Genomic DNA, 23,136 nt, shown 5'->3' on the forward strand with positions numbered 1-23,136 from the left:
ATTCTTATAAGCTCATTTTGAGGCAAATAAGCCAATTACCGTTTTTTGATTAAAAATGGGTAAATTTATTTACTATTAAATGCCTTTCTTGCTATCACCATTGACATAATTAATTTGAATGTGTGATTGCATGTTCCTTAAATAAACATTGAAACTCAAATTAGAAGTTGAGCCGCGATCTTCAACTGATTGAGCTTCGATTTGTACCCCGCGGGCAATGATTTCACTGTCTTTGTAAACTAATTTTGCTCGATAACGGACGTGATTTTTCGGATTAGTTTTTAGATAACTAATGGTTTTCTTCTCCATAACGTTAATTAAATTACTTTCCAAAAAGTTAGTGGCCGTAAATACATTTCTTGGATCATTAACATTTACCTTTTTATCAACTAAATTGTTCAATAACTTACCACGAGTAAAATTAACTTTACCAGGCATATTGTCATTATTAATAAAACCTACCGGCGTGTAGGTAACAGGTTTTACACTTGGCTTTTTAGGCAAACTATTCTGATCTAACATAGCGTCCACTTGCGTAGGTCTGTTCGCAGAGTCTTGATTTGAATAATAGATCCACGTACTTTTTTGCTTTTTCTTTTTCTGAAGTACCAAGTCTTGATCCTCGAAATCCGGCACATTATCGTCAATTTTAAATTTCGTATTGCTTGTTTGATCAGCTAAATCTTGATTAGCGTCCACTGCTGGGATCATGACTGTCTCAGCTTTATTCGCAACACCAACGCAATAGTTTTTAATTTTATGTCTAGCTAAAAAGACCGTAAAAATTAAAATAATTGAGATCGCCAGTCCGGCGATTTTTAATACCCTTTTAGACGTATCAGTCTTCATATTCTTCACTTCTGCTCACTCCTTTGCAAATAAAAAAGAACCAGCAAATTACTTGCTAGTCCTTCACATATTAATTACATAAAATTTAAGATCCATTACATAGTATTACAAAAAGTATAATAATAGTGGCTGCAGCCAAAATTGGATTACAAAGTAGTGTGAAAGTACAAATTATCAACACTAAATTTATTACTATACCTAACCATAGTAACGCATCTTCTCCACCATACTTAAAATAAATGAACACTTCAAATATCATTACACCTATAGACACTAATCCAAGCAATAGATATGTTTCATAATTTTCAGCCCCAACTACCGCAAATGAACTACTAATCAAATTACTATAAGAATCCCATATTGAGCGTAAATTTTTATTATAGAAATATAAAAAGATCATATATAGCCCAACCATCAACACCGTTAACGATTCCGTAATTAAAAAATTTATTCTAATTCTAGTCACTTAAATCTCCAAATTAATAACTATTTATGCAAAATCCAACCGAACAAAGCGGCAATAATAGTCCAAATAAAAGTTAATTTTGCTAAATCAAACTTCTTATCACCATTTACCTGTATCCATTTATATATCATTTTAAATAACTTAATACTGCACCAGATAATCCAGGTAATAGAAATAAAAACAAGGACCACAAGGTAAATATCTAGTTTTTTTCTTACTATGTTAATGGAAAAAAACATAACATCAAGCATTATTAGTATAATACTAATACTTCCGTAAAAAAATCCTTTGTGTTTATTATTAATGATTGAGGAATAAGATACTAAAGCCATAAAAGCAAAACAGATAAAAAGTAGTATAGTAATACCAAACAACATAATAGTCGTTCCAGAAATTTTATTTAATAACTGTCGCCTATTCATTAATTCATTATATATCCTTGGTATTTCTATTTGGATTTTCACGTAAGAAAAAGCAGATAACAAAGAACCTATAGACAAAGATATCCAAAAATAAGGATCATTAAAAAGCCGTTTTACTGTCTTTTTACATTTAGATATCATAAGTTTCCTCCATAAAAATAATTATAATGCTTTTCATAAAAAATCATATTTTCTTAAATCCCCAAAACTTGTGACCCTTGTAAGTTTGCTGCTGTAACGAACCTTTGATCATTGATTTCTTGTACCTAAAGCTAATTTCTTTTCCTGCCAACAAATCGTTAACCTCTTTGTCAGTAAACGTGTGCGTCCCCCACTTTTGGTTAAATTCGACCTTTGTTCCATTGGCCAACGTTCCACTGACCTTTTCCTTTTTCTTAAATGGTGCAGTATTACCTTGCGGTTTACCCACTGTGGTTACTAAAGTTTTGGCGTTATAAATCATAATCGGTACATCGTGTTCAATCGTTTGGGTGGCTGTACCTAATAATTGACCCGGCTTAATTTGCTTCTGGCCAACTTGCGCCATTCCATTAAAGAGCTTTTCGGTGACGTTAACCGATGAAATCCAAGTATCTTTGTTCAAAGCCGCCGTCAAATTACCAACCGGCGTCATCGAATACACGCCTTTTTTCTCCTTTAGCGGGGCATTTGCACCGGCCACTAATTCGGCTAGCGTGGACGTTCTTGTTGCACCAGTACCTACGTTATATTTTTCTAAATATTTAGTGACCCACTTCATACTGGGCTTAGTAGGTTTCGGATTTGCTCCCTCATATAGAAATGGGCTTGCCACCTTTCCTAACTCGGCTGTCTGTTCTTGGCCTTGTTCGTCCGAGTCATTTGCGAACACTTGTTTAAAGTTTAATTCAACTGGAATATTAAAAGACGTTTCAAACGTTGGATAATCCACCAAAGTAGCCTTAACTTGATCATAAACATAGTCTTCACACAAAATGGCTAAATAGTTCTTGGCCAAAGTCTGATAAATAGCTTGAGCACTGGGGCCAAATTTACTTAAATCAGCTAAAGAAGTAGGAACTTTAAGTCCCGGACGATTAGCGCCGTGCGCTGCGTCTTTGGTTAAATGCTTTTTACGGGGTGAACGGTGGGTTAGTAATTGCGGATTAACGCCAACGACACCTGCAATTTGTTCCGCTAAGGGCAATAAGTCATTAAATTGTTCCAGGGTGATTTTTTTGTCTTCTGTACGTGGATATGAAACGTATTCAGCTTCATACAGCTTTTGATAAGTTGCTAAAACTTCTTTAGCGTTGAAACCCATTGGTGCCAGACGGGCTGCTAAACCTGATAAATCAATTAATGCTCCTGGGGACTGCATTTTACGGGTAATGACAGCTGAGTTGATCGCTGAGTCATGATACTTTTGTAATTCTTGCTCACCTTCACTTTTTTGTTCAAATTTGGGGGCATCCTTTAATTTATTGGTAAACACATGCTCATTTTCATCTTTGAATTTAACCTCGTAAAATGGCTTGCGTTGGTAGTTTTTAATTGCTTCTTGCTGGTCAAATACATGGCGAATAATTACCGACTTCAAACGTCCCTGACGCACACTCTTAACATGGTAACCTGCCTTACGGGCCAAATCCGTTGAAGCTCGCGTTAACTGCATGGACATATAATCCCAGCGATTTCTAGTTTCGGCTTTCAAATATTCACCATCTTGATTTTGCGGTGGTAATTGAACAATTTGATTAAATGCTTTTTGAACGCTACGGGCCGACTCATCTTCAAAATACATCCGACCTACTGGACCATGCCAACCAATAGCATTGACTATTTCCCAGCCTAACAGCTGCCCTTCGCCTGACGGATCGTCATCGGTAGCAATTACCAATGTTTGAATATCCTTTGTGGCTTCCTTAATCTTTTTAATATCAGCAGCAGCTGATTGCTTCTTTTTTGTCCTAGGATTGTAAGAATTAATATAGGTTTTTTGCCAGGTAAAATCTTGCATACTCCATGGTAAGTCACTAATATCCCAAGATTTGTACTTCTTGGCCAAGCTAGGATCTTTTAACATCTCTGCCGGTTCTTTCAAGGTCATTAAATGTCCGTGGCTCGCCACTATCTTGTAACTTTTTCCGCCATAACTACCAGTTGTTCCACCTAAGGCAGTGGCAAACTTCTTGGCTGCACTCGGTTTTTCCGCCAAAATTAAATAATCCGTCATTGCTTAATCGCGCTCCATTTTTTGTTTTTGTAATTCCAGTTGATATTTTTTTCTACGCATATCTTCTTGCTCTTTAGTTAATTCCTGTTGCTTTTTTTCAACGTTCTTTTGGTCCTTACTTTTATCAGTCATTTTTTGTTCTCCTCTATCTTGTTCTTTTGTGCCAAAAGACTCAATCATTTTCTTGGCAGTTTTTGAAACACCATCTAAAACTTTAAATTGTTCTTTATTACCTAATTCATTCAGTTTTTGGCCATTATCGGTCCAACTAGCTAAATAGTTAACCGTAAAATCATGATCATCTATCCCAAAATGATCAGCCACTAAATAGGAAGTCAACTCTGCTTGTAATTCCCGAATAGGCTGCTCCAACTGCTCGTGTTCTTTTGGTGAATGCAGTTGTGAGTGAGCCAACTCATGGATTAACACTGTGGTCATTTCTCCAGAAGTATTATCTGGATTCAAGTAAATATCTTTTTGATTCACACAAACACCTTTAGCGTTACCAAAGCGATTGCTAAATTCTGCTCCTGGTAGATCTTTAATCACTTGTACACCCTGCTTTTGCGCAAAGTTATTCAACTGTTGATCTAACCATTTTTGATCAGCCAGATTTTTAATATCAAAATCAACATGCCGGTTCGGGTAGAGTTCCGGATACTTCTCTTTCGGCATATTGGTTTGCGTGACGTCAAAAACGCTCCCCACTTTAAAGAACGTACTTTTTTCTGACTTAATTTGGCCCGACTTAATTTGTTGCTTTTCTTGCGGGGTAGCTTGGCTTAATCTAACAGTTTTTCCGTTTCGCTTAAAAGTAGTTACCTTAACCGGGGTTAGGATTTTAATACCCTTTTCACCTTTTTTAACTGAATATCCTAACTCCTTGATTTTTTTAAAACTAGCTACCGCTTGCGCACCCTCACGTTGGTGAGCAATTAGCAACTGATTTCTAGTAGAATAATTATAAAAATGACTCATGAACTGAACCATTTTCAAATACTTTTTAGGATCCACTGCATAACCTTTAATATCGGTTAACATATCATTGATTTTGCCCTTGAGTTCCTTTTTTAGATCCTTTCTAGCTACTTTAGTTTTACTATTTTGATTAACCTTAACCTGTTCTTTTTCCTTAGAAGCTTGACTAGGTTCTTTTTTAATGACTGGAGCAGGCGCTGGTTGCCACTGGGGCTCTTCTGGCGGTAAAGGCGGTTCCTCTAAGCCTTCCATTTCTGGAGAAGTCAGTGGCTGGCCAACATTTGACTCTTTAGTTAAAGTTTCTGATTGATTGGCCAACGTGGAGAAATCAATCGTTGTTGACTTTACCTCCTCAACTTCTGAACCAAATGGTGAGTCTGGATTGATAGTTTCTTGCCGTTCTTCAACTGGTTTTTCCTCAGCCTGTTCTTGCTCAACTTCCAATTCTGATTTTTTAACTAACTCATCGTTATAGTCTTTACAACCCAGTTCAGAACATAATTCATTTTCAAAAGTCACGGTTTTTCCGTCCAACTGACAAACCCATTGTGTTTGTGCAATCCGATCGTAAAAACTGTGTCCGGCTTTATCGTCGTCCACACAAATAGTAATTGAGTCTGGCGCTCTCTTCTGACTACGAATATTTTTAGCTACATAATTATAAACGACCTGTGGCTTTAACCCTTCCATTGAGACCAACATTGTATCTTTTAACTCAGGGTGTAAATCACGATAACTCATCATGTCGATTGCACTCTCAAAAAATTTCAAGTTTCGGGCCGAGCCAATCACGTGGGTAATCCCAAAAGCAGTAGTTGAATTCTTTTGAATTCCTTTCCAAGTCCCCCGTTTACCGTATTTTTCGTGATTAATAATCGTCCCTTGATTGGACGCACCAATAACATTGTGACGACTACTGTCTAACCATTTAAAGACCGCATTATGATATTTATCTTCTACTAAAACACCTGATTTTTGAAATTCGTTAATTGTTTGGTCAGAAATCTTACGCACGTCCTTTAAATAGGCTCGCGCCCGATCAATGTTATCCAATTCTTTGGTTTCGTCATAGACAAACGGCTCCTGAACAAATTCTTTGTCTGTATGCTTTTCGTAAGCTTTACCTTGATTATCATCTAACAAATAAGAAACGGCTTGGCGAAAATCATTATTATCAAGCACGTACGTCTTTACAAAGTCAATCGCTCCACCAGAAATCTGCCTTGAGTTCCAATAAAATTCGTTCTTTTTTAAATCAATTAACAATGAGTCATGGTCAATTAAGCGCGCATAACGATTACCTTCCATTTCGTACGGTATATCGTTATTTTGACAAATACTTAGAATATCTACACCGTTTGCCTGATCAACTTCTGCATCTGTAAACCTCGCCATCTTATATCTCCTTTTCCAAAACAAAAAACGACCAGCACCTAAACTTTTTTAGGCGGTGATCGTTGAAAATTAACTATTAAAAAAGAGAACTCAATGAGTTCTCTTAAGCATGTTTTATTTATCATTTAACTACCTATTTATTCTTTGGGATCAACACAAACTGTCTTTGTCTAGAACCTTTTTTCATCTGCCTAATCGGCATTTCTAAAATGTTAAAATCCTCCAGCACTACCTCCGTTGATCCTGTTTTTTTCCGCTGCAGATGACCGTCAACTAACATTAAAGTTCCTTGATCAGCTCTTGCTATTAATTGTTCAGCCATAGACTGCCACGCTATACAATTAAATTTATCCGTTTTGCGTACGTTGTTATTAGTTTTGTTTCTGGTAACAATTAAGTCAAACTCGACAAACTTAGAATTATTTTTTTCTTGCAAGCTCAAAGGACTTCTGACACGTCCAACTAACGTTACTCGATTAAACACTTCATTACCTCTTTTTAATATGATTGACCGCGTTCTGCGGCTCGTTGCATTTGTTGATAAAAGTATTGATTGCGTTGTTGCCTCACGTCATTACTCAAAATCCGGTCCAATTTGCGATTAAAATAAGGCACAAATTTGGGCACTACGGCTTTGTAATGCCGACGCTTTTGTAAAACATAACGGCGTTTGGCGTACTGACTGTTCATTTTATTTAAGGCATTAACTTTCTTAGTTTGAATTAGTTGGCGTTGCTTCAACTCTTTCAAAACTGAATTGCCTAAACGCTTTTTCAAGTCCAAAGTTTTATTTTGTTCATAGTCCTTAGTCTTTCGTTTACTTTTACCATATAAGGTTTGATCTAATTCACTCTCCCGTTTAATCAAATCTTGATAATCCTTAAAATCAGGATTATCTTGCACAATTTCGGTTGTAATTTGGTCTAAGATTTCTCTAGCTTCTTTATTAATTGCTTTCTTAACTGGCGATTGATTAGGACCAGCCGCGCCATAATTCCAGTAGCTGTGATCTTCTGGTAGACAACGATAAAGCTCTCTGACCAAGTGATTAATTCGCCGGCTATGGTTATTTTGCAATTCTCTTTTAATTCCCTTTGCCAAATCATTTCTTAACTCACTAATTCGGGTTAATTCTGTACTGCGGTCTAAAAGATTATGCGTAAACGTGGTTTTCATGGCGTCGATTGTTTTTTGTCGACGTTTACCTTTGGGTTCTAAATACTGACCACGCTGAACTATTTTTCGCGTGTTGGTACTTTCAACAGTAGCAAAGTGAATATGCACGTTATCAGTATTTCGGTGAATTGACGCAAACCAGTAACCAGTATCTTTTAAGTCTTCAATTTCAAACATCCGATCCATCATTTTATTAGCAGCTGTTTTTAAACGAGCTTCATTTAAATTATTGTGGTCGTCTAATAAGCCAATTTGTTTGAGAAAATTATTATCAAACGATACGACGTCTTGATACATAACCGAACCATTTTTTTGCGCCGTTAAAAATTTATCCTTAACATCTGATAAGTCGTTCACACTAATGAAATCTCGTTTTTGATCAAACACGCCATTTAAAATGTTCGCTTTATCAAGATTATCTTGAGCTTCTGATTGGCGATCAATAATCTTATCCATAGCTTGATCAATGCGCTTAATTTCAAATTGCTCACTGCTAGTTGGATTTGTTTTTTGCCGCAAAGCATAACTTCGCGACATGTAAGTTACCATTTTCGTAAAATCCATTTTATCCAAATTGTTAAAGTCAAAATCGTCATTGACCAAGTGATTTGCTTCTTCCTGCAGCTGCTTATGAGAATTTTCCGACGCATAACTTTTGGAAGAACGTCCTGGTTGTTGAAACAGTTCTTGTTTATTTTTTTGGATCCGTTGTAACTCTTTAGTCTCTGACTTAGTTAACTTCTCCTCCTTTAGTAAAGCCTGTTCACGCGTCAAATAATTAACAAATTTCGTGAAGTCATTAGAGTTAGGAAGTGAAAACTTGGAGGTTAAAATAATCCCTGGACTGCTCATGTTATTTGCCTAAAAAGTTGGGTATATCAACTTTATACGGATCATCTTTTAAAGTCCGAGGCACAGTTTTATTAGCTTTGCGGGTCGTCCGATACTGGATCCGATCCTCGACTTTTTTCTTGGCTGCCTCGTAAGCTTCCGGTGCATTGGTTTTTAAAATCTCTAAAATAATAGAAACTTCCTTGCCAATAGCTGATAACTTATTTAGATAACGCTTATCATCTATTTCCATTGAATTGATAATATCTCTAATAGCTCCAGAATAATTATTAATTCCATCATGGTTAGCAATATATTCATCTAAAACAATAAGATTTGACCCTGTAAACCAAATATGACGATCATATAACTCACTTTTAGTCTTGTTCATTATTCTCTTTCTCCTCATCTTCTTCTATTTCAATATCAATACCCGCTACAACTTCTATAATTTTATTATTGCTATCAATATATTCTTGAAACTTGTCTGTTAAAGTAGCAATTGACTTATCATAAATATCTTTTTTGTAGTCATAAAAATCAGCAGTCAATGCTTTTTCTAATAAATTTGATACCAGCTCATCTTGGTTTATTTTGATTCCTTTTTCTCGCATATCTCTTAACTTTTGTTTCAACATTGCCGAAACAGTTGGGTCTAAATTTCTAACAGTTAATTTCATAATTACTTCCTTTCATAAAAAAGCAGGGACTAAAAGTTGCTCCTGTAAACAGGACTGTCCTATTTACAAGGCAGTTAAGAATGCTGGTAAAACAAATATCCCTAAAATAGGACTGTCCTGTTTTAGGGATATTTTTAAGAAATTTTGACGGCAAGATTTAGGTCTTAGAAACCGCATAGGCACAGCCTATGCAGCAAATCCAGAATGGATTTGCCAGCAGGTTTCCTTATGCTCTTTACCAAAAGACGGTTTTCGGCCCTGACCCCGTGCTTTTAAACTTAAGTCTGCTTACAAACTAGTTTTGATTAATACTCTGAATTTGCTTCTTTAAACCTTTAATTTTCTGATTATTGGAATCAATTTGAACATTATCTTGCTTAACAGTACTTTGATAACTTTGAACTTGCGACCGATGATTTTCCAAACTTGAATCTGAATCAAATTTTTCCAAAGCTTGAATTTTAGTGATTAACTTTTGCTTTTCTTGGATATCTTTTTGAATAGATTTATTCTCATGATAGCCACGCTTAATCACCTGTTTAATAGATTTGATCTTCGCATTATCAGCATCAAATTTATAAGAATACGCAGCGTCGGTTAAAGGTGCGTTTACATAATCTTTTTTCAAAAAATATGATCTAATTGACTCCGTATTATTAGTATTAACCGTTGAATTAACATTTTTATTAATTACCTTTGGTGTTAGAACTAACCGTATTAGCGGCTCAGAAGCCGGAACTTGATGAACACTAATCAAAACATAATCAGAATTAATCACCCGTACTTGATTAGGAAGTTTAACTTTTTGTTGCTTAATCCCGGCAACTTCTGCTTTAAATTTTAAATTGCTCATTGTTTCTAAAATTTCCGAATCGTTATCTAAGTTATTCATCATGTCGGTAAAGTTCGCGTCATTACCAGACTTACCACTGTTATTCATGACTTGATTTGTTACTAAAATGCCAATTCTCAACTCTTGCTTTGCCGAATCGTACGTAACTTTATCAGTTACCAAATTTAAACTTCCCATCTGGGAATAGGTTGTTGTTTTATATTTCGAAATATTTTGGGGCTTAGAAATGGTGTAAAAGAAGATGGCCAAGATACTAAATAAGAACCCTAAAATGATTACTAAATATCTCTTACGGTGTGAATTCAAATCAATAGCACTGCTAATTTTGTGTTTTCTTTTAAACATTTTTAACACCTCAATTGTTAGCTTGTTGAACATCATAAGCGGCGTCAGTCACAATTAATTTGTTATTATCACCAATCCCCATCGTTAAATTAACGCGCGTGGTCATATCCGTTTCATCAATTTTGTAGTGCGCAATGGCGTAAACTTTAGCGACTTGATCAGTAATTGAACTCTTGTCAATATAACTATCAACGTGATCAATCGTGATTTTTGATTGCGGAACTTTAGAATCAAACTTTTCATTTTGATCAACCGGAGCAACCTTATCAATTACTTCTTTAGTCGCTACACCAGTTAAATTTTTACGAATATCAGCGGCGGTATGCGGGCCAATTATTTGCGAAACAAACTTGGTTGCTAAATCACCGTAACCATTTAAAAAAACATTTTGCGAGCTCAAGGAATTATTATTTTTGGGTTCTGATTTTTGCTTTTGATCACTTAATTGGGCTTGTAAGCTTTGATTATCTGACCTTAAACTACTGATTGTCTGCTGATCCTTAGTTAATTTCTTAGAAAAAGGCGCTACTATTTTATTAGCTTTAGCTTTGTTAATTTGACTGCTTGTTAGCGTCGTATAACCAAATAAAATAGTTAAACAAAAGAAAACTGCCGCTATTATCCCTAAATAAGTTTTTGTTCGATCATTACTATTGTTAATCTCTTTTTTCATCATAAAAACTCCTTTAATAATTAACTATTTATAAATTAGGACGAACCGCAAAATCGGGCTGCCAAGCTGATAGTGGGCGAATGTGACAAACGTCTCCTGGTTTAGGTTCTTCAATGACATTTCCATCGCCCATGTAAAAGGCAACATGATAGGAAGCACCTTTAGAACCATAAAAAATCATATCGCCGGCGGACAACTGACTGAGCGGAACTGGTGTGCCACAACTTTCTAGCGAAACTGTATATTGTGGATATTGCTTGCCCGTGACCTTAGTTAAGACGTAACCTACAAATCCGGAACAATCCATGCCAGTTGCGGGGTCGTGTCCGCCCCAGACGTAAGGAACACCGAGGTACTTTTGAGCTTCGTCAATAACCTTTGAACCACTATGCTTTTTTCGAGTTCGTTTGTGTTTACTGCTGCCAAATTGCAAATATCTTTTTACTAATTTGTCATAAAAAAAGTTCCCGCCATTGACATATAAAAAGCCGCCATTGTAGGGAACCGAAATTTCATTTTTATAAACGTAAGTTGCGCCACTTGTATTGCCTAATGCGGGGGCGACAACGTTTTTTGAGTACTGATCAGCAATTGGTGTCGTACTCTTTTTGTAACCATTTTTGGCCATCCAATTAATATAATTAGAACCAAAATTGTAACCCATGATTGCACCAAAAATATCAATTCCATACTGATCAGCTAAGTTTTTATTACTCTTCAGATATTTAACTCCGTAATGAATACTTTCACTCGGTGACAAAGAATTTGGTGGTAATCCTTGCGATTCTGAGCACTGCATAACATCGTTACCAATTCCCCTGGTTTCATTCATCATGATGGCCAAGACGTAAGGAACAAGTTCGGGAACGCCCTGCTCCTTACATTCCTTCTCCACCAAGTCTTTGTAAGCAAGAACCTCTTTGGAAAGTCCAACGTTAGTTACGTCGCCATAATCATCGCTATCGTCACCACCTGATCCGGCTGCTTGCGACATGGCTCCAAGAATTATGACTACCAAAACTATAAACGTAACTACAAGGGCTCCTGAGCCTCCTAAAATCCACGTTTTAAGTTTTTTAAACATTATCAACGTCCTCCATCAAATCTCTTTAATTGCTCTTTATCAGGTTTAAATTTGACCGTATAGTTAATGTTTTTTCCAAAATTGCAGACAGCTTGGCCAACTTCCAAACTTACTAATTTGTCATACTCGGACTTAGTTATTGAATTTCCTAAAAGTCGTTGCACGGCTGGAATAGTTGAAGAATCAGTCCGCATTAAAAACTTATAGGTAGTAAATTGCAAAACGGTTTTAATCGTTGAAGCATCGGCACTATTTGCACCTTCAGGAATCATTTCTTCTGGTGACTGTGTAGCAAACCAAACACCAGCGTAATTCTTCCGCATTTCCCGCTCAAAGCGACTCACGTATTGCACCGCAAAAATCATGTTCGTGTTAATAATATTGTGACACTCATCTAAAATTGCCAGACAGTAGGTTTCTTCGCCTTCTTTAATCTTGCCGGACTTTAAGTTTTGGCGGACGCGAATACCATTTTGTAACGCATGATTCCAAATAATTGTTAAGGCCGTGTACAACTGACAATGGAAAACTTCACGGGATAGTGATTGTAAGTTACCTGCTCCAAAATAAACGATTTGTTCATTAGATAAATTTTTAACAGTGGAATGCCCATCAAAGACGTAACCGTAGTTGGAAATAATATCTTGCAATGACGTTTGTATTTTTTCCAAGGTTCGTTTTTTGTTTAAAGTAGCTTTAGCATCTACTGATTGCTTCATAAGCCAATTGTAAAAATCGGTTAAAGTTGGATATTCATTCGCCGGTAAGTCTGTAATTTGAAAATGAGGATCTTGCTCGTAGTTTTTGGGAACTAAACCAATTGCTTCATAAAAGCGATGTAAATAAATTCTCAATTCAGTCAAATCATCGGCGGTAAATGCTGGGTTTAAAAAACGAAATTGATCACCAACATGAGAAATATGTTGGTTAAAAGATTGCGCTTGATCAATTTTTAAATTTCCTTGATCCAAAACTGTTCCCATAACTTCTAACGGATTAATCAAACCACCTGACCCATCCAGCGGAACATATTCACCGTGTTGACTAGTAATTAATTGTTTAAAATCACCTGCAATGTCAATGCCCCGCACCATGTTGTGTGAACCAACGGTTGCTTCTTCCATCATTTTTAAGAAATTAGACTTACCAGCACCCATCGTTCCCAAAACGGCTCCGTTATAAGCTAAACGATCAGTAGACTTAAAAAACGGATCAAAGATAAAGGAACCTCCTGTTAATGTCTGACCATAGGGATAACCTCTGGGATCCATTAAAGCTTGGTGGTGGAAGGGAATACCACCACCAATGTTAGTTGCTGGCATTGAATAAGGCATTCGATTGTTCATAAGCGTATCCTGTTCATCTAAGTTCATAAATAATGATTGATATTGAAAATACGGTTCAAACAAAAAGTTGGTAACTTTATAACCATTATTTTGAATTCTTGTTTTAATATCCTGTGTCCGCTGTTCCAACAAAGCAACTGTTGGAGCGTAAATGAAGACGCGTAACCGAACTTGTTTAGCTACCTCCCCAAGTCTAGATAATTCATGGGCGTACAGTAACATTTTCTTTTTTTCTTCATGTGCATTATGACGATCAGTTTGGTGAGCCGCCTCTACTTCACGGTCGCTTAATTCGTCCATACCCTTATTTAAGTCCTTTAATAATTTATCCTTAGGATCTGTTTTGAAATCCGCTGTACAAATGGTATACGAATAATCCATTATTCGTGCCAACCAAAATACAGAAGGGTCATTATCATACTTGGTTACCTCCAAACATTGAAAATAACCGTCCGATGTTTCACCTTGTCGTTCACCAAAAAACATGCCACCTTGGGGTTGAATTTGAGACAACCAATCTAAGTCATAACCTTCTTTTTTTAACATTTCTTGCTGCTTTTTGGAAAATTTATTATACGGATCTACTTCTAAATCCGGAGTTTTTACTGCCGCTTTCTTGCTAAAAAACATTTCCTACCGTCCTCTCCGTAAATAAAAAAAGGACTAGCAATTACTTGCTAATCCTTTTTAGTATTTAACATTTAACGTCTCGTTAATATCAAGGCGTTATTCGCTTTTTTATTTTCAATAAATATGTTAATATTTGTATGTAAGAAAAAGAGTCAGCGCTCGACACACTGACCCTTTTGTAAAGTTGCTAAGACAGCAGCTAAATAATTTAATAATTACTTAAATAACTGTTAGCTTCGCACGGCTAAGGCAGTTATTTTTTTTTGCTTTGTTTGACCATCCAAACGAAACTTGCCACGTCAATAATCGTATTGATTATTTGGCAAAGATCGTGAATGTTCAAATGAAACAACTTGCTACTCCTTTCCTAGAATGTTCGTTTACAGTTGTTACACCATAAGCCCCACCCCGTTTCGGAATAGCCACCGCCTTAGCATTTACTTTACATACATAATTATAACATATCTAAGTGTCTAAATCCTTGATAAATCAAGGACTAAGGCACTTTTTTAGTTCAAATTTAGTCTTAGTCATCTGAGTCTCCTTCGTCATTCATATTATTCATTCTAAAAAGAATAGCAGTAACTTCCTTTTTGTTCTGCATTGCTAGACCCAACCTTGCTGAACCGACGCTCCCTCCTAAAATCTGAATTGAACGAATACGCTTGACCAACTCATTTTCAGTCTTAGCAGAAACCATTAAATAGAACTTTAATTCAGACGATTGTCTTTGCAACGAATAAAGTTTTTGAAGAGTAGCACGATTGATCGTTGAAATTACTTGATTTTGATAAACATTTTGTTTACGAGCAATAGCACGATCGGCCATTCGTTTTTGGTGCGTCCAGTAATTAATTTGATCTGGAACACTAGTCCGGCGTGACATTGAAATTAGCTTGAGACAATAACCATAGACTCTTGTTAACTCGGTTAAAGAATCGCACCAATGAACTAATTCATCGTCATTCATAGACTCTAAGTCAGTTGTATTCACTGATAAATAAGCTTGAACTGTATTATCATTTTTGACAACGACCCCATTTTTAGAACAGCGTTTAAAAGGTAAAATATTCAATATCGAATCATCTCCTTTATTGTTAAATAAGGACTTTGTTCGGAGATTTGTGCCTCCTATTTCCGATTTTTTCATTGATCTAAAATCTCCTTTATCCAACTAATACAATGACTTTTTATTTTTATCTTGATAACTTTTAATTCGGTCTAAGGGATAATACCGTTTTTGGTTCAAAACCACTGCATATAGTAATAATTTAAAATTTCCTTCAACCGGATTGTTCTTAGTTTTAGCCAGGCAGTAAGCTGCAAAACCTGCAATCAATATTGTAATTAAAACAGAGGCTACCATGGGAAAATTAAAGTTTTGTAGAATGTTAAATGACAGGATCGGAAATACTATTAAAACCAGCATATTTTTAATAGAAACAAATCCAATTTTGACTGTTATTTTGCGGTTTTCAATATTCGACATGTTATAGTATTTCTTCATTAGCTATTCTCCTTTAAGTCATCCTCATTTCGCTTACGGATACTATCAAATCCTTGATTAATTTTATTGGTGTCAGCTTCCGCACTATTATTAACTTTCTGACTAATTTTTGCCGCTTCGGAATCAGAACCTAAATTCGAATTAATATCTGGATTAGAAGAACCAATAGAAGTATCATCAGGACTTAAATTAGTGTCCGAAATTTTAGGTTGTTCAAAATCATTTTTCTGACTATTGTCTGATTGTGACATATCAGTCTTTGCATTAGGATCAGTGATCTCTGAGATTTTTTGATCGCTTGTTGGTAAATTAGCTTCGTCAACATTAGCTTTCAAATCTTCTTCAGAAGAATGAATACCGTTACTTTCACTATTCAGATCGCTCCCCTGATTGGAATTGGCACTAGAAGTATCAGGATTGTTATTTTGATTTTCATTAAATTCATTAACTGTTGGCTCGCTACCGTCGCCAGGAAGATTATTTGCATCCTGATTAGTTGAATCTTTCTTAGGATCATTATCAGTATCTGCTACTTGTTCCGAGCCAGTGGAATCTAAAACTTTAGCGGTATTTCCAGCAAGTTGTTGTTCATTTAAACCATTAACTGAACGACCGTCAGAGTCCGGTTGATTAGAACCGCCTGAGTCTGTTGCATTAGATGAACCGCTAGTATCGTTATCCGATACATCTGATATTTTAGTAGATAAGCCTTGTGTTCCTCTAACACCATCCTCTTCTAGATCGTTCGTATTCAAGTTAGAATCAGCTTCTGTTTGATTATCAATATTACCTTGTCTGGAATTCTGATTTTCACTATCCGAAGTAGAATTACTTTGACTTTGATTATCATTTTTAGAGTCTGAATTACTTGTTGAATCGGCATTTGAATTAGATTGGGATTGATTATTAGCTTGTGACTGATTATTAGAATCAGTATTAGATTGAGAATCAGATTGGCTATCACTGTTGACATCTGATTGATCAAAACTAAGACCAGTTCTTTTAGCAAAGTCACTATTATCAAAATTATTAGCGGCTTCTTTACCTCTACCAGCAATCATTTGGCCAAGACCTAAACCGCCGGATGTTTGATCAGGGTTCATATTTGGTCCTGAGGTATGATTATCAATGGAATTACGTAATCCACTGAGCGCTTGTCGAGCCACATTAGCTGTATTACCAGCAGCATGTAGAGCTGTGCCACCAACTTCTTTAGCAACATTGGCCGCGCTAGCAGCCCCATGAGCAGCCATATTGCCAGCTACTGCTGCTTTAAATAAACCACTACCGTTATTTTTAATGGCTGTGTCAACGTTGAAGTATTTCAATACGGCATTAGAGCCCATGATTAAGATCATTGTCAACGCAATTAACATCATGATATTGAGAATTGGATTATCAATATTTTTACTTGCCCACGTCAAACCAATCGCATAAAAATCATACTCAACGCCCGTAAAACCAATAACCGCGGCACTATTGATTAAATCAGTAACTACTGCCTTGGTTCTTTGGCCACTTTCCAGATCAGTGGCATAAACTAAGTTTGCTAGGATTGAAGCGATCACTAACTGCAAAATCGTATCTAAAATTGTATACAAAATGAAAAACGATGCGATACCTAAGGAGATTAAGCCAATAATCAATACATAACCTGGCGCTACAAAGCGAGCATATCCTGGCATAAACACGTCATTTAAAGGACTGCCATCGTCAATTTTTCGAGCTACTGCTTCATTACTTTCATTGTGATCTAACCGATAAATTAAGTTATCTTTCAAGGTTTTCTTAACATTTTTCGACAAGTCATCGCTGTCCTGAATGTCGTCAATGACGTCGGGTGTAATCACAAAATTCATATCGGTAGTATCAAATGTCTTTTCCGACAGTGCATTTTCGTTTTTCGTAACCTTTTGTTTGCCATCTGGAGTAGCAGTGACAATATCCGTTGTGCGCCAACCATTTTTAGCTAATTGGAACAAATCCAAAGTATTGTCTTTAATTAACTTAAATGGCAGTGATCCTTCCGAAGTTTGAACGGCACCGTTAAAAACACCTTCTGATAAGTCCAAAGCCTTATTAACCAGCGTACCGGTGCTGGTTATCAAGACGATAGAAATTATCAAATGCGTAATGGCTGATTTAAGTTCCGGTGCTGTATTTGGGAAAAATTGCTTTTTAATTAAAAACCAAATCATTGAAATAGCTAATAACGCCGTAATTAAACCACCACTAACTAGGTCCGCCTTTAAACCAGTAATTCCTGCATCTTGAAACAATGCCTTTACATCGAAAGCTTTGGGGATCAACTTGAAAATAGCTTGATCAATGTGATAAAGCCACTTAACTATTGCCCACTTTAAACCACTAAAGAAATTCTGGGACCAATTTTCATAAACTAGGACATTTTCATGATCTTGTAAGAATTTAACAACTTGATCCGAGCCAACATTGTCTTTACCAAACCAGTTAATACCTAAAAATCCTAATTTTAATAGTGTTGGATGCATTTTTTACCTCCTTTTTGACAACAAAAAAAGAAAGCTAAATTAGCTTTCTTCCAGATGAAATTTAAAATTTTTTATCACTGCTTAATTGCTAAGCACTTGAATAGCTTTAGACTTTAATTGCCACTGAACTATCTTTTTATTATGATTCTCTCCTAAAACATGAAGATATAAACCATCGCCCGTTACTTTGACTATATTTCCTTTTTCAACCGCTTTTTGAAACAATTGAATTTTCTTTTTTCCTTTGACTAGGCAATCAACGCTGACTTGTACGCTTTGATCTTTTCTCATTACTTCAAAGTGCTGTACTCTGCGATTTAAAGGACTTAATTCTGAAATTACCTTTCCGGTAATAGACTGTTGCTTTTGACGCATTTAATTTCCTCTTTTCTATTTTTATAACAAAAAAGAACGCTAACTTAGCCTCCTCAAAAGTCACGTATTCAATTTTTTAATCTATTGGTACTTTAAATATTCCGCCAAAGCGGCTTCAGAAACCATAAAATCACTGAAATCAAGACTTAAATCATCCAAATTGAGATTGGCATTGGGTGAATCAAAGTCTAGTGAATTAATGTCTCGGCTGGGGTCAATCCCATACTTAGTTAAGAATTGATAAGCATAAGGCATTGACGTTTCCTTGGTGTTAAAAATTGGAAATGGACGCACCTTGCGGTGCTTTAAGTCTTCCCGGTGCAATGGTCTTAGAACGATCGTTTCGCCCTCCAGCAATTGCGATATTCGCTCCGGTGTCAGCAGCCTCTCTGACTCAGCAGAAGCCTGCGTGCTACGATTGTTATATATATCGTTCATATCTGAATTACGCGACACTGCGGTTTTATTGCCGACCATTTTGCTAAAATTCTCAATTGAAGCATTATCGGTGGTCATGATCATGATTTTAGTTTGACAGTTTTGCCGAATCGTTTCCGCGGCTTGTTGGCCATATTTAGCGTCCAGCTGCGAATCCGATTGCACAAATAAATGCCACAACATATTCCGACCGTTAGTAACCGTCAAAATTTGGTCCATGTTCGCAATGGCTGGTAAGTTACCAAACTCGTCTAACACCCAATTAATCCGCCAAAAACACTTATTGCCGACCGTTCTAGAACACTGATAAGAAAGTTCCGTGTAAACTGAAGAAATGAATAAGGAAGCTAACACATGGTTCGAAGTGTCAAAGTCTGGCAGCATTAAAAAGATGGCCATCGGGTGTTCACTATAATTCATCTCCATACTGTTAACCTTTAAGGTCGTTTGTCCTAATTCTGTCAATTTAACTTGGTGTTCTTTGGGCTTAGTGCTTAGTTGCATCCGATATTGAATTTTTTGCTTCCGATAACTAATTTCTAAAATATCGTTTGAATGCAATTTGAAATCAAAATTTACTTCGACAAACCCATTTACTCCTACCGCGGCCATTGTGAGACCTAACATTTTGTTATGTTGGGCATCGAAAAATTTAACTTGCAGTTTTTGATTAACTAATTTGGGATCAACTTGAAAATCTAAATACTTTGAAAAGCCGATTGACTTTGGATCAATGCTGGCTTTCGAAGTTAACTTGGCAATCGATGGCATCGTAAAAATTGCCAACTTATCAGCAACCGTTGCTAAAATAGAACCCTTCGCCTTTTCACCAGAAAAATTAGCACCAACGTATTGTTTGGCCGCTAAATTGCCCGGCGGTAAGCTATTAAACAGTTCATCTAACGCATTTTTAGTTTCAAAATCGTCTGGGTTTTCTTTAAAGTTAACTTTTCCGACTTCCGTTAACATTTCCGCTACGTTATTCATCGTTACTCTTTGCCATTGTCCTGTTAACTTGGCATCTTCCAACAGCACCAAAATTAAGGCATTAACGACTTTTGCCGCCGACGTATTAAAAAATTTGTTTTCGCCGGCATTAGGCTCGTTGTAAATCGTATCAGTTAACGTATTAATTAGTTGCAAAGCATACTCCGTATTACCGCGCCGGTAATACTTTTTGATTAAGCCTAACGGATCGTCACCCATGGATTTGGTAGGATCAATTAAGTTATACGCGTAAACCTCATAACCGCGTTGTTTGAGCGTTTCACTCATCGCGGCGTATAACTCTCCTTTTGGATCGCCAACGACTAAGGAACTGCGCTTTTGCGCCCGTGAGAGGTTGTCCAACATGGTTAACACGGCAGCTTGGCCTTTCCCAGATCTTGAAGTTCCTTCGATCTCGGTATTGTAAGTGCCATCTTCAATATAATATTGATTTTTGTAATGAGAAATTGGCACCCCGCCGTAACCGGGGAATGATTTTCCGGCTTGCGGAATGGCTTTAAACTGTTCCTGAATTTCTTTCAAAGTCGTAAACCGGCTATCACCCTTTTGACCGAAAGCAATATCAACGGTCTTAAACTTCAGACGTAAAACAATTAAAACAGCTATGGCAATAGCTGCAATCGTTGGAATTAACAATAAGAGCTTAGATAAAACCCATTTTTGAAACGTAAAACCACCAAATATCTGACTAAAAGTAGGAATCTGCTTGGTAAATAACGTATCAAACAAAGTAGTGACAACTACTAAAAAACCATTGGCAAAGTAATCAATCAAAAACACTGATAAAACAACTAAAACCACTAATAAAAGCCAAAACCGACCGTCTAATTTATGGACATTTTCCTCGGGTAAATCTTCACCAGAAACGGAATATTCGTAGGTGTGGGACAAATACCTATGCCGGCTAAAAAGGCCCTTAAGTAAATGTTCATGCCCTTGTTTTGTTCGTTTTTGCATAATTATTTACCAGGACTTAAAAATTTCTTCTGATCTTGGTTCATTAGTGATTTTTCAAAGTCAGTCAATTGACTAGCCGACTTTTGTAATTCGGATTGATCATTTTTTAAAATTGCATGGTTGTATTTTCCTAAAGCCACATCATATTTAGAATTTAACAATTCTAAGTTGGCCGTATCCTTATTTAAATACAAACGTTCAGCAATTTTATCAAGTGAATTTAAATCGTTATAGTCGTCCATCGCTTTTTGATAATCTTTTTGTGCTAATAAATCATCTAAGCTAGCTTTTTTAGGTTTCACAGTTGCAGCCTTAGAAACAGGAGTTGTTGGTTTTTGTTTCACTTTATAAAGTTGAGAACTTAACTGGCTATTAATAGCACTTAATTGACTGATCTTAGCATTTTCATGGTGATACAAGCCAAATCCTCCTAACAAGACTAAACAAGCACCAGCGGCCGTTAAACCACTCCACAAGCCTTTCTTAGAATTACTACTACGTTGATTAGGATCTGAAACAATTGGGGCCTGCGGATCAGTGACTTGGGGAGCTGGTGCTGGGGCCGCCAAGGGTGGTTCTGTGGTTAATTGACGATCCATTAACTTGCCGTATTTTTCAAATAGTTGATCATATAGCTTTAATACATGAGCTTCACTTTCGCTATACCCTTGGTCTGTAACTACCTGTTTAGACTGCTTAGAAGTTTGTTGGTGAGCTTTGGCTTGGGCCTTAGCTATTTCTACTTGACTATCTAATTGTTTATTTTTGTAATCCCACTCTTGTTGCTGCTTTTGATTAGCTAAATCCAATTCACGTTGTTTTAGAGCATTGGTTTCAAAGCGTTGTTCGTTTTGATCTAGGTTAACCTGAATTTCAGTCCGAACAGTGGAAATCTTTTTCAGATATTCTGCTGTCAGCTCCGCATTATTAGCTTGAAATTCTTTACATAATTTATTTTTTTGAATATTTAACTTTTGATTAACGTCAAATTGAATACTCTTTTGTAACGGAACAATTTGTTCGGACCGATACTGCTTAGCCTTATTTTGCATATCATCACGTAAGGCTTGATCGCCTAATTCATAATCTTTTTGTGCCTGATCAAGCTTAACTTGGGCTTCGTCCGCTAATTTGGCAACAGCAGCATCTTGATCAACCTTCAATTGTTTTTTAATGCCAGCTATTAACTTTTTATTAGTGGTGGCAATTTCTTTATTTGCTGCAATGTAATTGGGTTGAAGAACTTCTTTATTAAAGACGTCAACTATTTGTGACACCTGTTTTTCAACCAGATCTTCAATTAAATCTGGTGCTGCATTTTGTTGATAATAAATAGTTAATTGTTCTTTTAAATCAGCTAATAACTGCGCTTGATTAATATTAAAATCGGTCTGCCACTGTGTTAAATCAGTTTGTCTAGAGCGAATCAATCCACTAATAAAATCAAATTTAGCCAAAGCAACTGTATTGTCTGACTTAATATCTTCCCTAGACTCTGGTAATCCATAATCAGCTAAAATATCTTTTTTCGATAATTGCAAACTAGCTTGATTAGCAGTCAAATCATTCAAATATTGATCTAAGCTAATTATTTGTTTGTCTGGTTTAGGTTTGTCTGGAATATTTTCTGGTGAGTCGCTAGAATTAGTAGGTTCTGGGTTAACATTTTCCGTCTGATCCATAGAGGTAGATAATACTTCTGACTGTTCATCAGGTTCTGATTGAGCAGCAGTTGTTGTTGAGTCTGACTCAACCTCTGCTTCAGCATTTAAATCGTTCCCAGCGAGGGCTTCATCGTCGTCATCAAGATTAAAAGCGTCTGAATCTTCTTGAAAATCACTAAAAGGATCATCAGTAGAATCCTCCGCCTCCGGTTCAGCAGCTGGCTGCTCTTTCTCCGCAAATGAACTTTCATACGGTGGTTCGTCATCTTGATCCGAATTAATTTCATTGGCAATTTGCGAAGGTATCTCTAAATCAGCTGGGTCAGGATTATCATCGTTAGAAATATCAATCGCTAACTTATCTGGTAACAAATTCTTTTGGCCAGCATCTTCTGCCTTAATTCCAATTTCAAAATCTAAACTAGTAATTTCGCCACTGCGACTGTCGTCGCTTTGGTTTAAAGTAAAAGCTATTTGTGTAGTTTCTACACCATTTTCTTTTAAATAGTTAGCCATCGCTTCAAAAATTTTTTCCAACTCAACCATCGAAACAGTGGCTTTTCGAAACCTTTTCCGAATTGGTATATTTAAAGCTTTTCTGATCTTTTTATCAACTTTTGTGACATAGCCTGTATACATACAATTTGACCTCCATCTTTTTATTCTTGCGTCACCGCAAGTAAAAACGTGCCGACTTTTCACAGTCGACACGTTGACTAAGATTAATTACAGAA

At 36.4% G+C, this 23,136-nt stretch carries 19 protein-coding genes; all 19 read right to left on the minus strand.

The window, feature by feature from the left end; translation table 11 throughout:
• Positions 1-75: 75 nt before the first annotated feature.
• Positions 76-849, minus strand: coding sequence for a DNA/RNA non-specific endonuclease (locus tag AC3B6Y_RS09225; RefSeq protein ID WP_489758103.1), 774 nt, complete (start codon positions 847-849; stop codon positions 76-78).
• Between the two features lie 85 nt (positions 850-934).
• Positions 935-1,315 (minus strand): hypothetical protein, encoded by a 381-nt coding sequence (locus AC3B6Y_RS09230; RefSeq protein ID WP_489791575.1) that lies wholly within the window; start codon positions 1,313-1,315, stop codon positions 935-937.
• Between the two features lie 20 nt (positions 1,316-1,335).
• Complete coding sequence (locus AC3B6Y_RS09235; RefSeq protein ID WP_489758086.1) at positions 1,336-1,878, minus strand: hypothetical protein; 543 nt, start codon at positions 1,876-1,878, stop codon at positions 1,336-1,338.
• Between the two features lie 43 nt (positions 1,879-1,921).
• On the minus strand, positions 1,922-3,952 hold the full coding sequence (locus AC3B6Y_RS09240) for a DNA topoisomerase (protein WP_489791576.1): 2,031 nt from the start codon (positions 3,950-3,952) through the stop codon (positions 1,922-1,924).
• 3 nt (positions 3,953-3,955) lie between these two features.
• Positions 3,956-6,325 (minus strand): DUF3991 domain-containing protein, encoded by a 2,370-nt coding sequence (locus AC3B6Y_RS09245; protein ID WP_489769889.1) that lies wholly within the window; start codon positions 6,323-6,325, stop codon positions 3,956-3,958.
• 133 nt (positions 6,326-6,458) lie between these two features.
• Positions 6,459-6,809 (minus strand): single-stranded DNA-binding protein, encoded by a 351-nt coding sequence (locus tag AC3B6Y_RS09250; RefSeq protein WP_489769888.1) that lies wholly within the window; start codon positions 6,807-6,809, stop codon positions 6,459-6,461.
• A gap of 14 nt (positions 6,810-6,823) precedes the next feature.
• Positions 6,824-8,353, minus strand: a complete 1,530-nt coding sequence (gene mobP2 / locus AC3B6Y_RS09255; protein ID WP_489791578.1) for a MobP2 family relaxase — start codon at positions 8,351-8,353, stop codon at positions 6,824-6,826.
• Between the two features lies 1 nt (position 8,354).
• Positions 8,355-8,723 carry a hypothetical protein gene (locus tag AC3B6Y_RS09260; protein ID WP_489758081.1) on the minus strand — a complete coding sequence of 123 codons (369 nt, stop codon included), beginning with the start codon at positions 8,721-8,723 and terminating at the stop codon, positions 8,355-8,357.
• A complete protein-coding gene (locus AC3B6Y_RS09265; protein WP_489791579.1) occupies positions 8,710-9,012 on the minus strand; it encodes a hypothetical protein in 303 nt (100 codons plus the stop codon). The genes AC3B6Y_RS09260 and AC3B6Y_RS09265 overlap by 14 nt, the downstream gene beginning before the upstream one ends.
• Before the next feature lie 295 nt (positions 9,013-9,307).
• Positions 9,308-10,210: a hypothetical protein gene (locus AC3B6Y_RS09270; protein ID WP_489791581.1), complete on the minus strand. Its 903-nt coding sequence runs from the start codon at positions 10,208-10,210 to the stop codon at positions 9,308-9,310.
• Positions 10,211-10,220: 10 nt separating this feature from the next.
• The gene (locus AC3B6Y_RS09275) at positions 10,221-10,883 is read right to left on the minus strand and encodes a hypothetical protein (protein ID WP_489791534.1); all 663 of its coding nucleotides are present in this window, start codon (positions 10,881-10,883) and stop codon (positions 10,221-10,223) included.
• 28 nt (positions 10,884-10,911) lie between these two features.
• Positions 10,912-11,967: a bifunctional lytic transglycosylase/C40 family peptidase gene (locus AC3B6Y_RS09280; RefSeq protein ID WP_489791535.1), complete on the minus strand. Its 1,056-nt coding sequence runs from the start codon at positions 11,965-11,967 to the stop codon at positions 10,912-10,914.
• Positions 11,968-11,969: 2 nt separating this feature from the next.
• On the minus strand, positions 11,970-13,943 hold the full coding sequence (locus AC3B6Y_RS09285) for a VirB4 family type IV secretion system protein (protein ID WP_489791537.1): 1,974 nt from the start codon (positions 13,941-13,943) through the stop codon (positions 11,970-11,972).
• 526 nt (positions 13,944-14,469) lie between these two features.
• Complete coding sequence (locus AC3B6Y_RS09290) at positions 14,470-15,018, minus strand: TraC-like domain-containing protein (protein WP_489791538.1); 549 nt, start codon at positions 15,016-15,018, stop codon at positions 14,470-14,472.
• 99 nt (positions 15,019-15,117) lie between these two features.
• The gene (locus tag AC3B6Y_RS09295; protein WP_489769879.1) at positions 15,118-15,450 is read right to left on the minus strand and encodes a DUF5592 family protein; all 333 of its coding nucleotides are present in this window, start codon (positions 15,448-15,450) and stop codon (positions 15,118-15,120) included.
• The gene (locus tag AC3B6Y_RS09300) at positions 15,450-17,960 is read right to left on the minus strand and encodes a pLS20_p028 family conjugation system transmembrane protein (RefSeq protein WP_489791540.1); all 2,511 of its coding nucleotides are present in this window, start codon (positions 17,958-17,960) and stop codon (positions 15,450-15,452) included. Before AC3B6Y_RS09300 ends, AC3B6Y_RS09295 begins: the two co-directional genes overlap by 1 nt.
• A gap of 81 nt (positions 17,961-18,041) precedes the next feature.
• Entirely contained in the window at positions 18,042-18,335 is a 294-nt protein-coding gene (locus AC3B6Y_RS09305; protein WP_489791542.1) for a hypothetical protein, read from the minus strand.
• 81 nt (positions 18,336-18,416) lie between these two features.
• Entirely contained in the window at positions 18,417-20,738 is a 2,322-nt protein-coding gene (locus tag AC3B6Y_RS09310) for a VirD4-like conjugal transfer protein, CD1115 family (RefSeq protein WP_489791543.1), read from the minus strand.
• A gap of 2 nt (positions 20,739-20,740) precedes the next feature.
• Entirely contained in the window at positions 20,741-23,041 is a 2,301-nt protein-coding gene (locus tag AC3B6Y_RS09315; protein ID WP_489791545.1) for a hypothetical protein, read from the minus strand.
• Positions 23,042-23,136: the final 95 nt, after the last annotated feature.

The organism is Bombilactobacillus sp. ESL1092, from assembly GCF_058107465.1.

What these genes read in the sequence shown, in the direction of transcription:
- AC3B6Y_RS09240 (WP_489791576.1), bottom strand. Translation starts at nt 3,952, where the DNA reads ATGACGGATTATTTAATTTTGGCGGAAAAACCGAGTGCAGCCAAGAAG.
- mobP2 (WP_489791578.1), bottom strand. Translation starts at nt 8,353, where the DNA reads ATGAGCAGTCCAGGGATTATTTTAACCTCCAAGTTTTCACTTCCTAAC.
- AC3B6Y_RS09225 (WP_489758103.1), bottom strand. Translation starts at nt 849, where the DNA reads ATGAAGACTGATACGTCTAAAAGGGTATTAAAAATCGCCGGACTGGCG.
- AC3B6Y_RS09245 (WP_489769889.1), bottom strand. Translation starts at nt 6,325, where the DNA reads ATGGCGAGGTTTACAGATGCAGAAGTTGATCAGGCAAACGGTGTAGAT.
- AC3B6Y_RS09315 (WP_489791545.1), bottom strand. Translation starts at nt 23,041, where the DNA reads ATGTATACAGGCTATGTCACAAAAGTTGATAAAAAGATCAGAAAAGCT.
- AC3B6Y_RS09280 (WP_489791535.1), bottom strand. Translation starts at nt 11,967, where the DNA reads ATGTTTAAAAAACTTAAAACGTGGATTTTAGGAGGCTCAGGAGCCCTT.
- AC3B6Y_RS09235 (WP_489758086.1), bottom strand. Translation starts at nt 1,878, where the DNA reads ATGATATCTAAATGTAAAAAGACAGTAAAACGGCTTTTTAATGATCCT.
- AC3B6Y_RS09270 (WP_489791581.1), bottom strand. Translation starts at nt 10,210, where the DNA reads ATGTTTAAAAGAAAACACAAAATTAGCAGTGCTATTGATTTGAATTCA.
- AC3B6Y_RS09275 (WP_489791534.1), bottom strand. Translation starts at nt 10,883, where the DNA reads ATGAAAAAAGAGATTAACAATAGTAATGATCGAACAAAAACTTATTTA.
- AC3B6Y_RS09285 (WP_489791537.1), bottom strand. Translation starts at nt 13,943, where the DNA reads ATGTTTTTTAGCAAGAAAGCGGCAGTAAAAACTCCGGATTTAGAAGTA.
- AC3B6Y_RS09295 (WP_489769879.1), bottom strand. Translation starts at nt 15,450, where the DNA reads ATGAAGAAATACTATAACATGTCGAATATTGAAAACCGCAAAATAACA.
- AC3B6Y_RS09310 (WP_489791543.1), bottom strand. Translation starts at nt 20,738, where the DNA reads ATGCAAAAACGAACAAAACAAGGGCATGAACATTTACTTAAGGGCCTT.
- AC3B6Y_RS09265 (WP_489791579.1), bottom strand. Translation starts at nt 9,012, where the DNA reads ATGAAATTAACTGTTAGAAATTTAGACCCAACTGTTTCGGCAATGTTG.
- AC3B6Y_RS09300 (WP_489791540.1), bottom strand. Translation starts at nt 17,960, where the DNA reads ATGCATCCAACACTATTAAAATTAGGATTTTTAGGTATTAACTGGTTT.
- AC3B6Y_RS09305 (WP_489791542.1), bottom strand. Translation starts at nt 18,335, where the DNA reads ATGCGTCAAAAGCAACAGTCTATTACCGGAAAGGTAATTTCAGAATTA.
- AC3B6Y_RS09260 (WP_489758081.1), bottom strand. Translation starts at nt 8,723, where the DNA reads ATGAACAAGACTAAAAGTGAGTTATATGATCGTCATATTTGGTTTACA.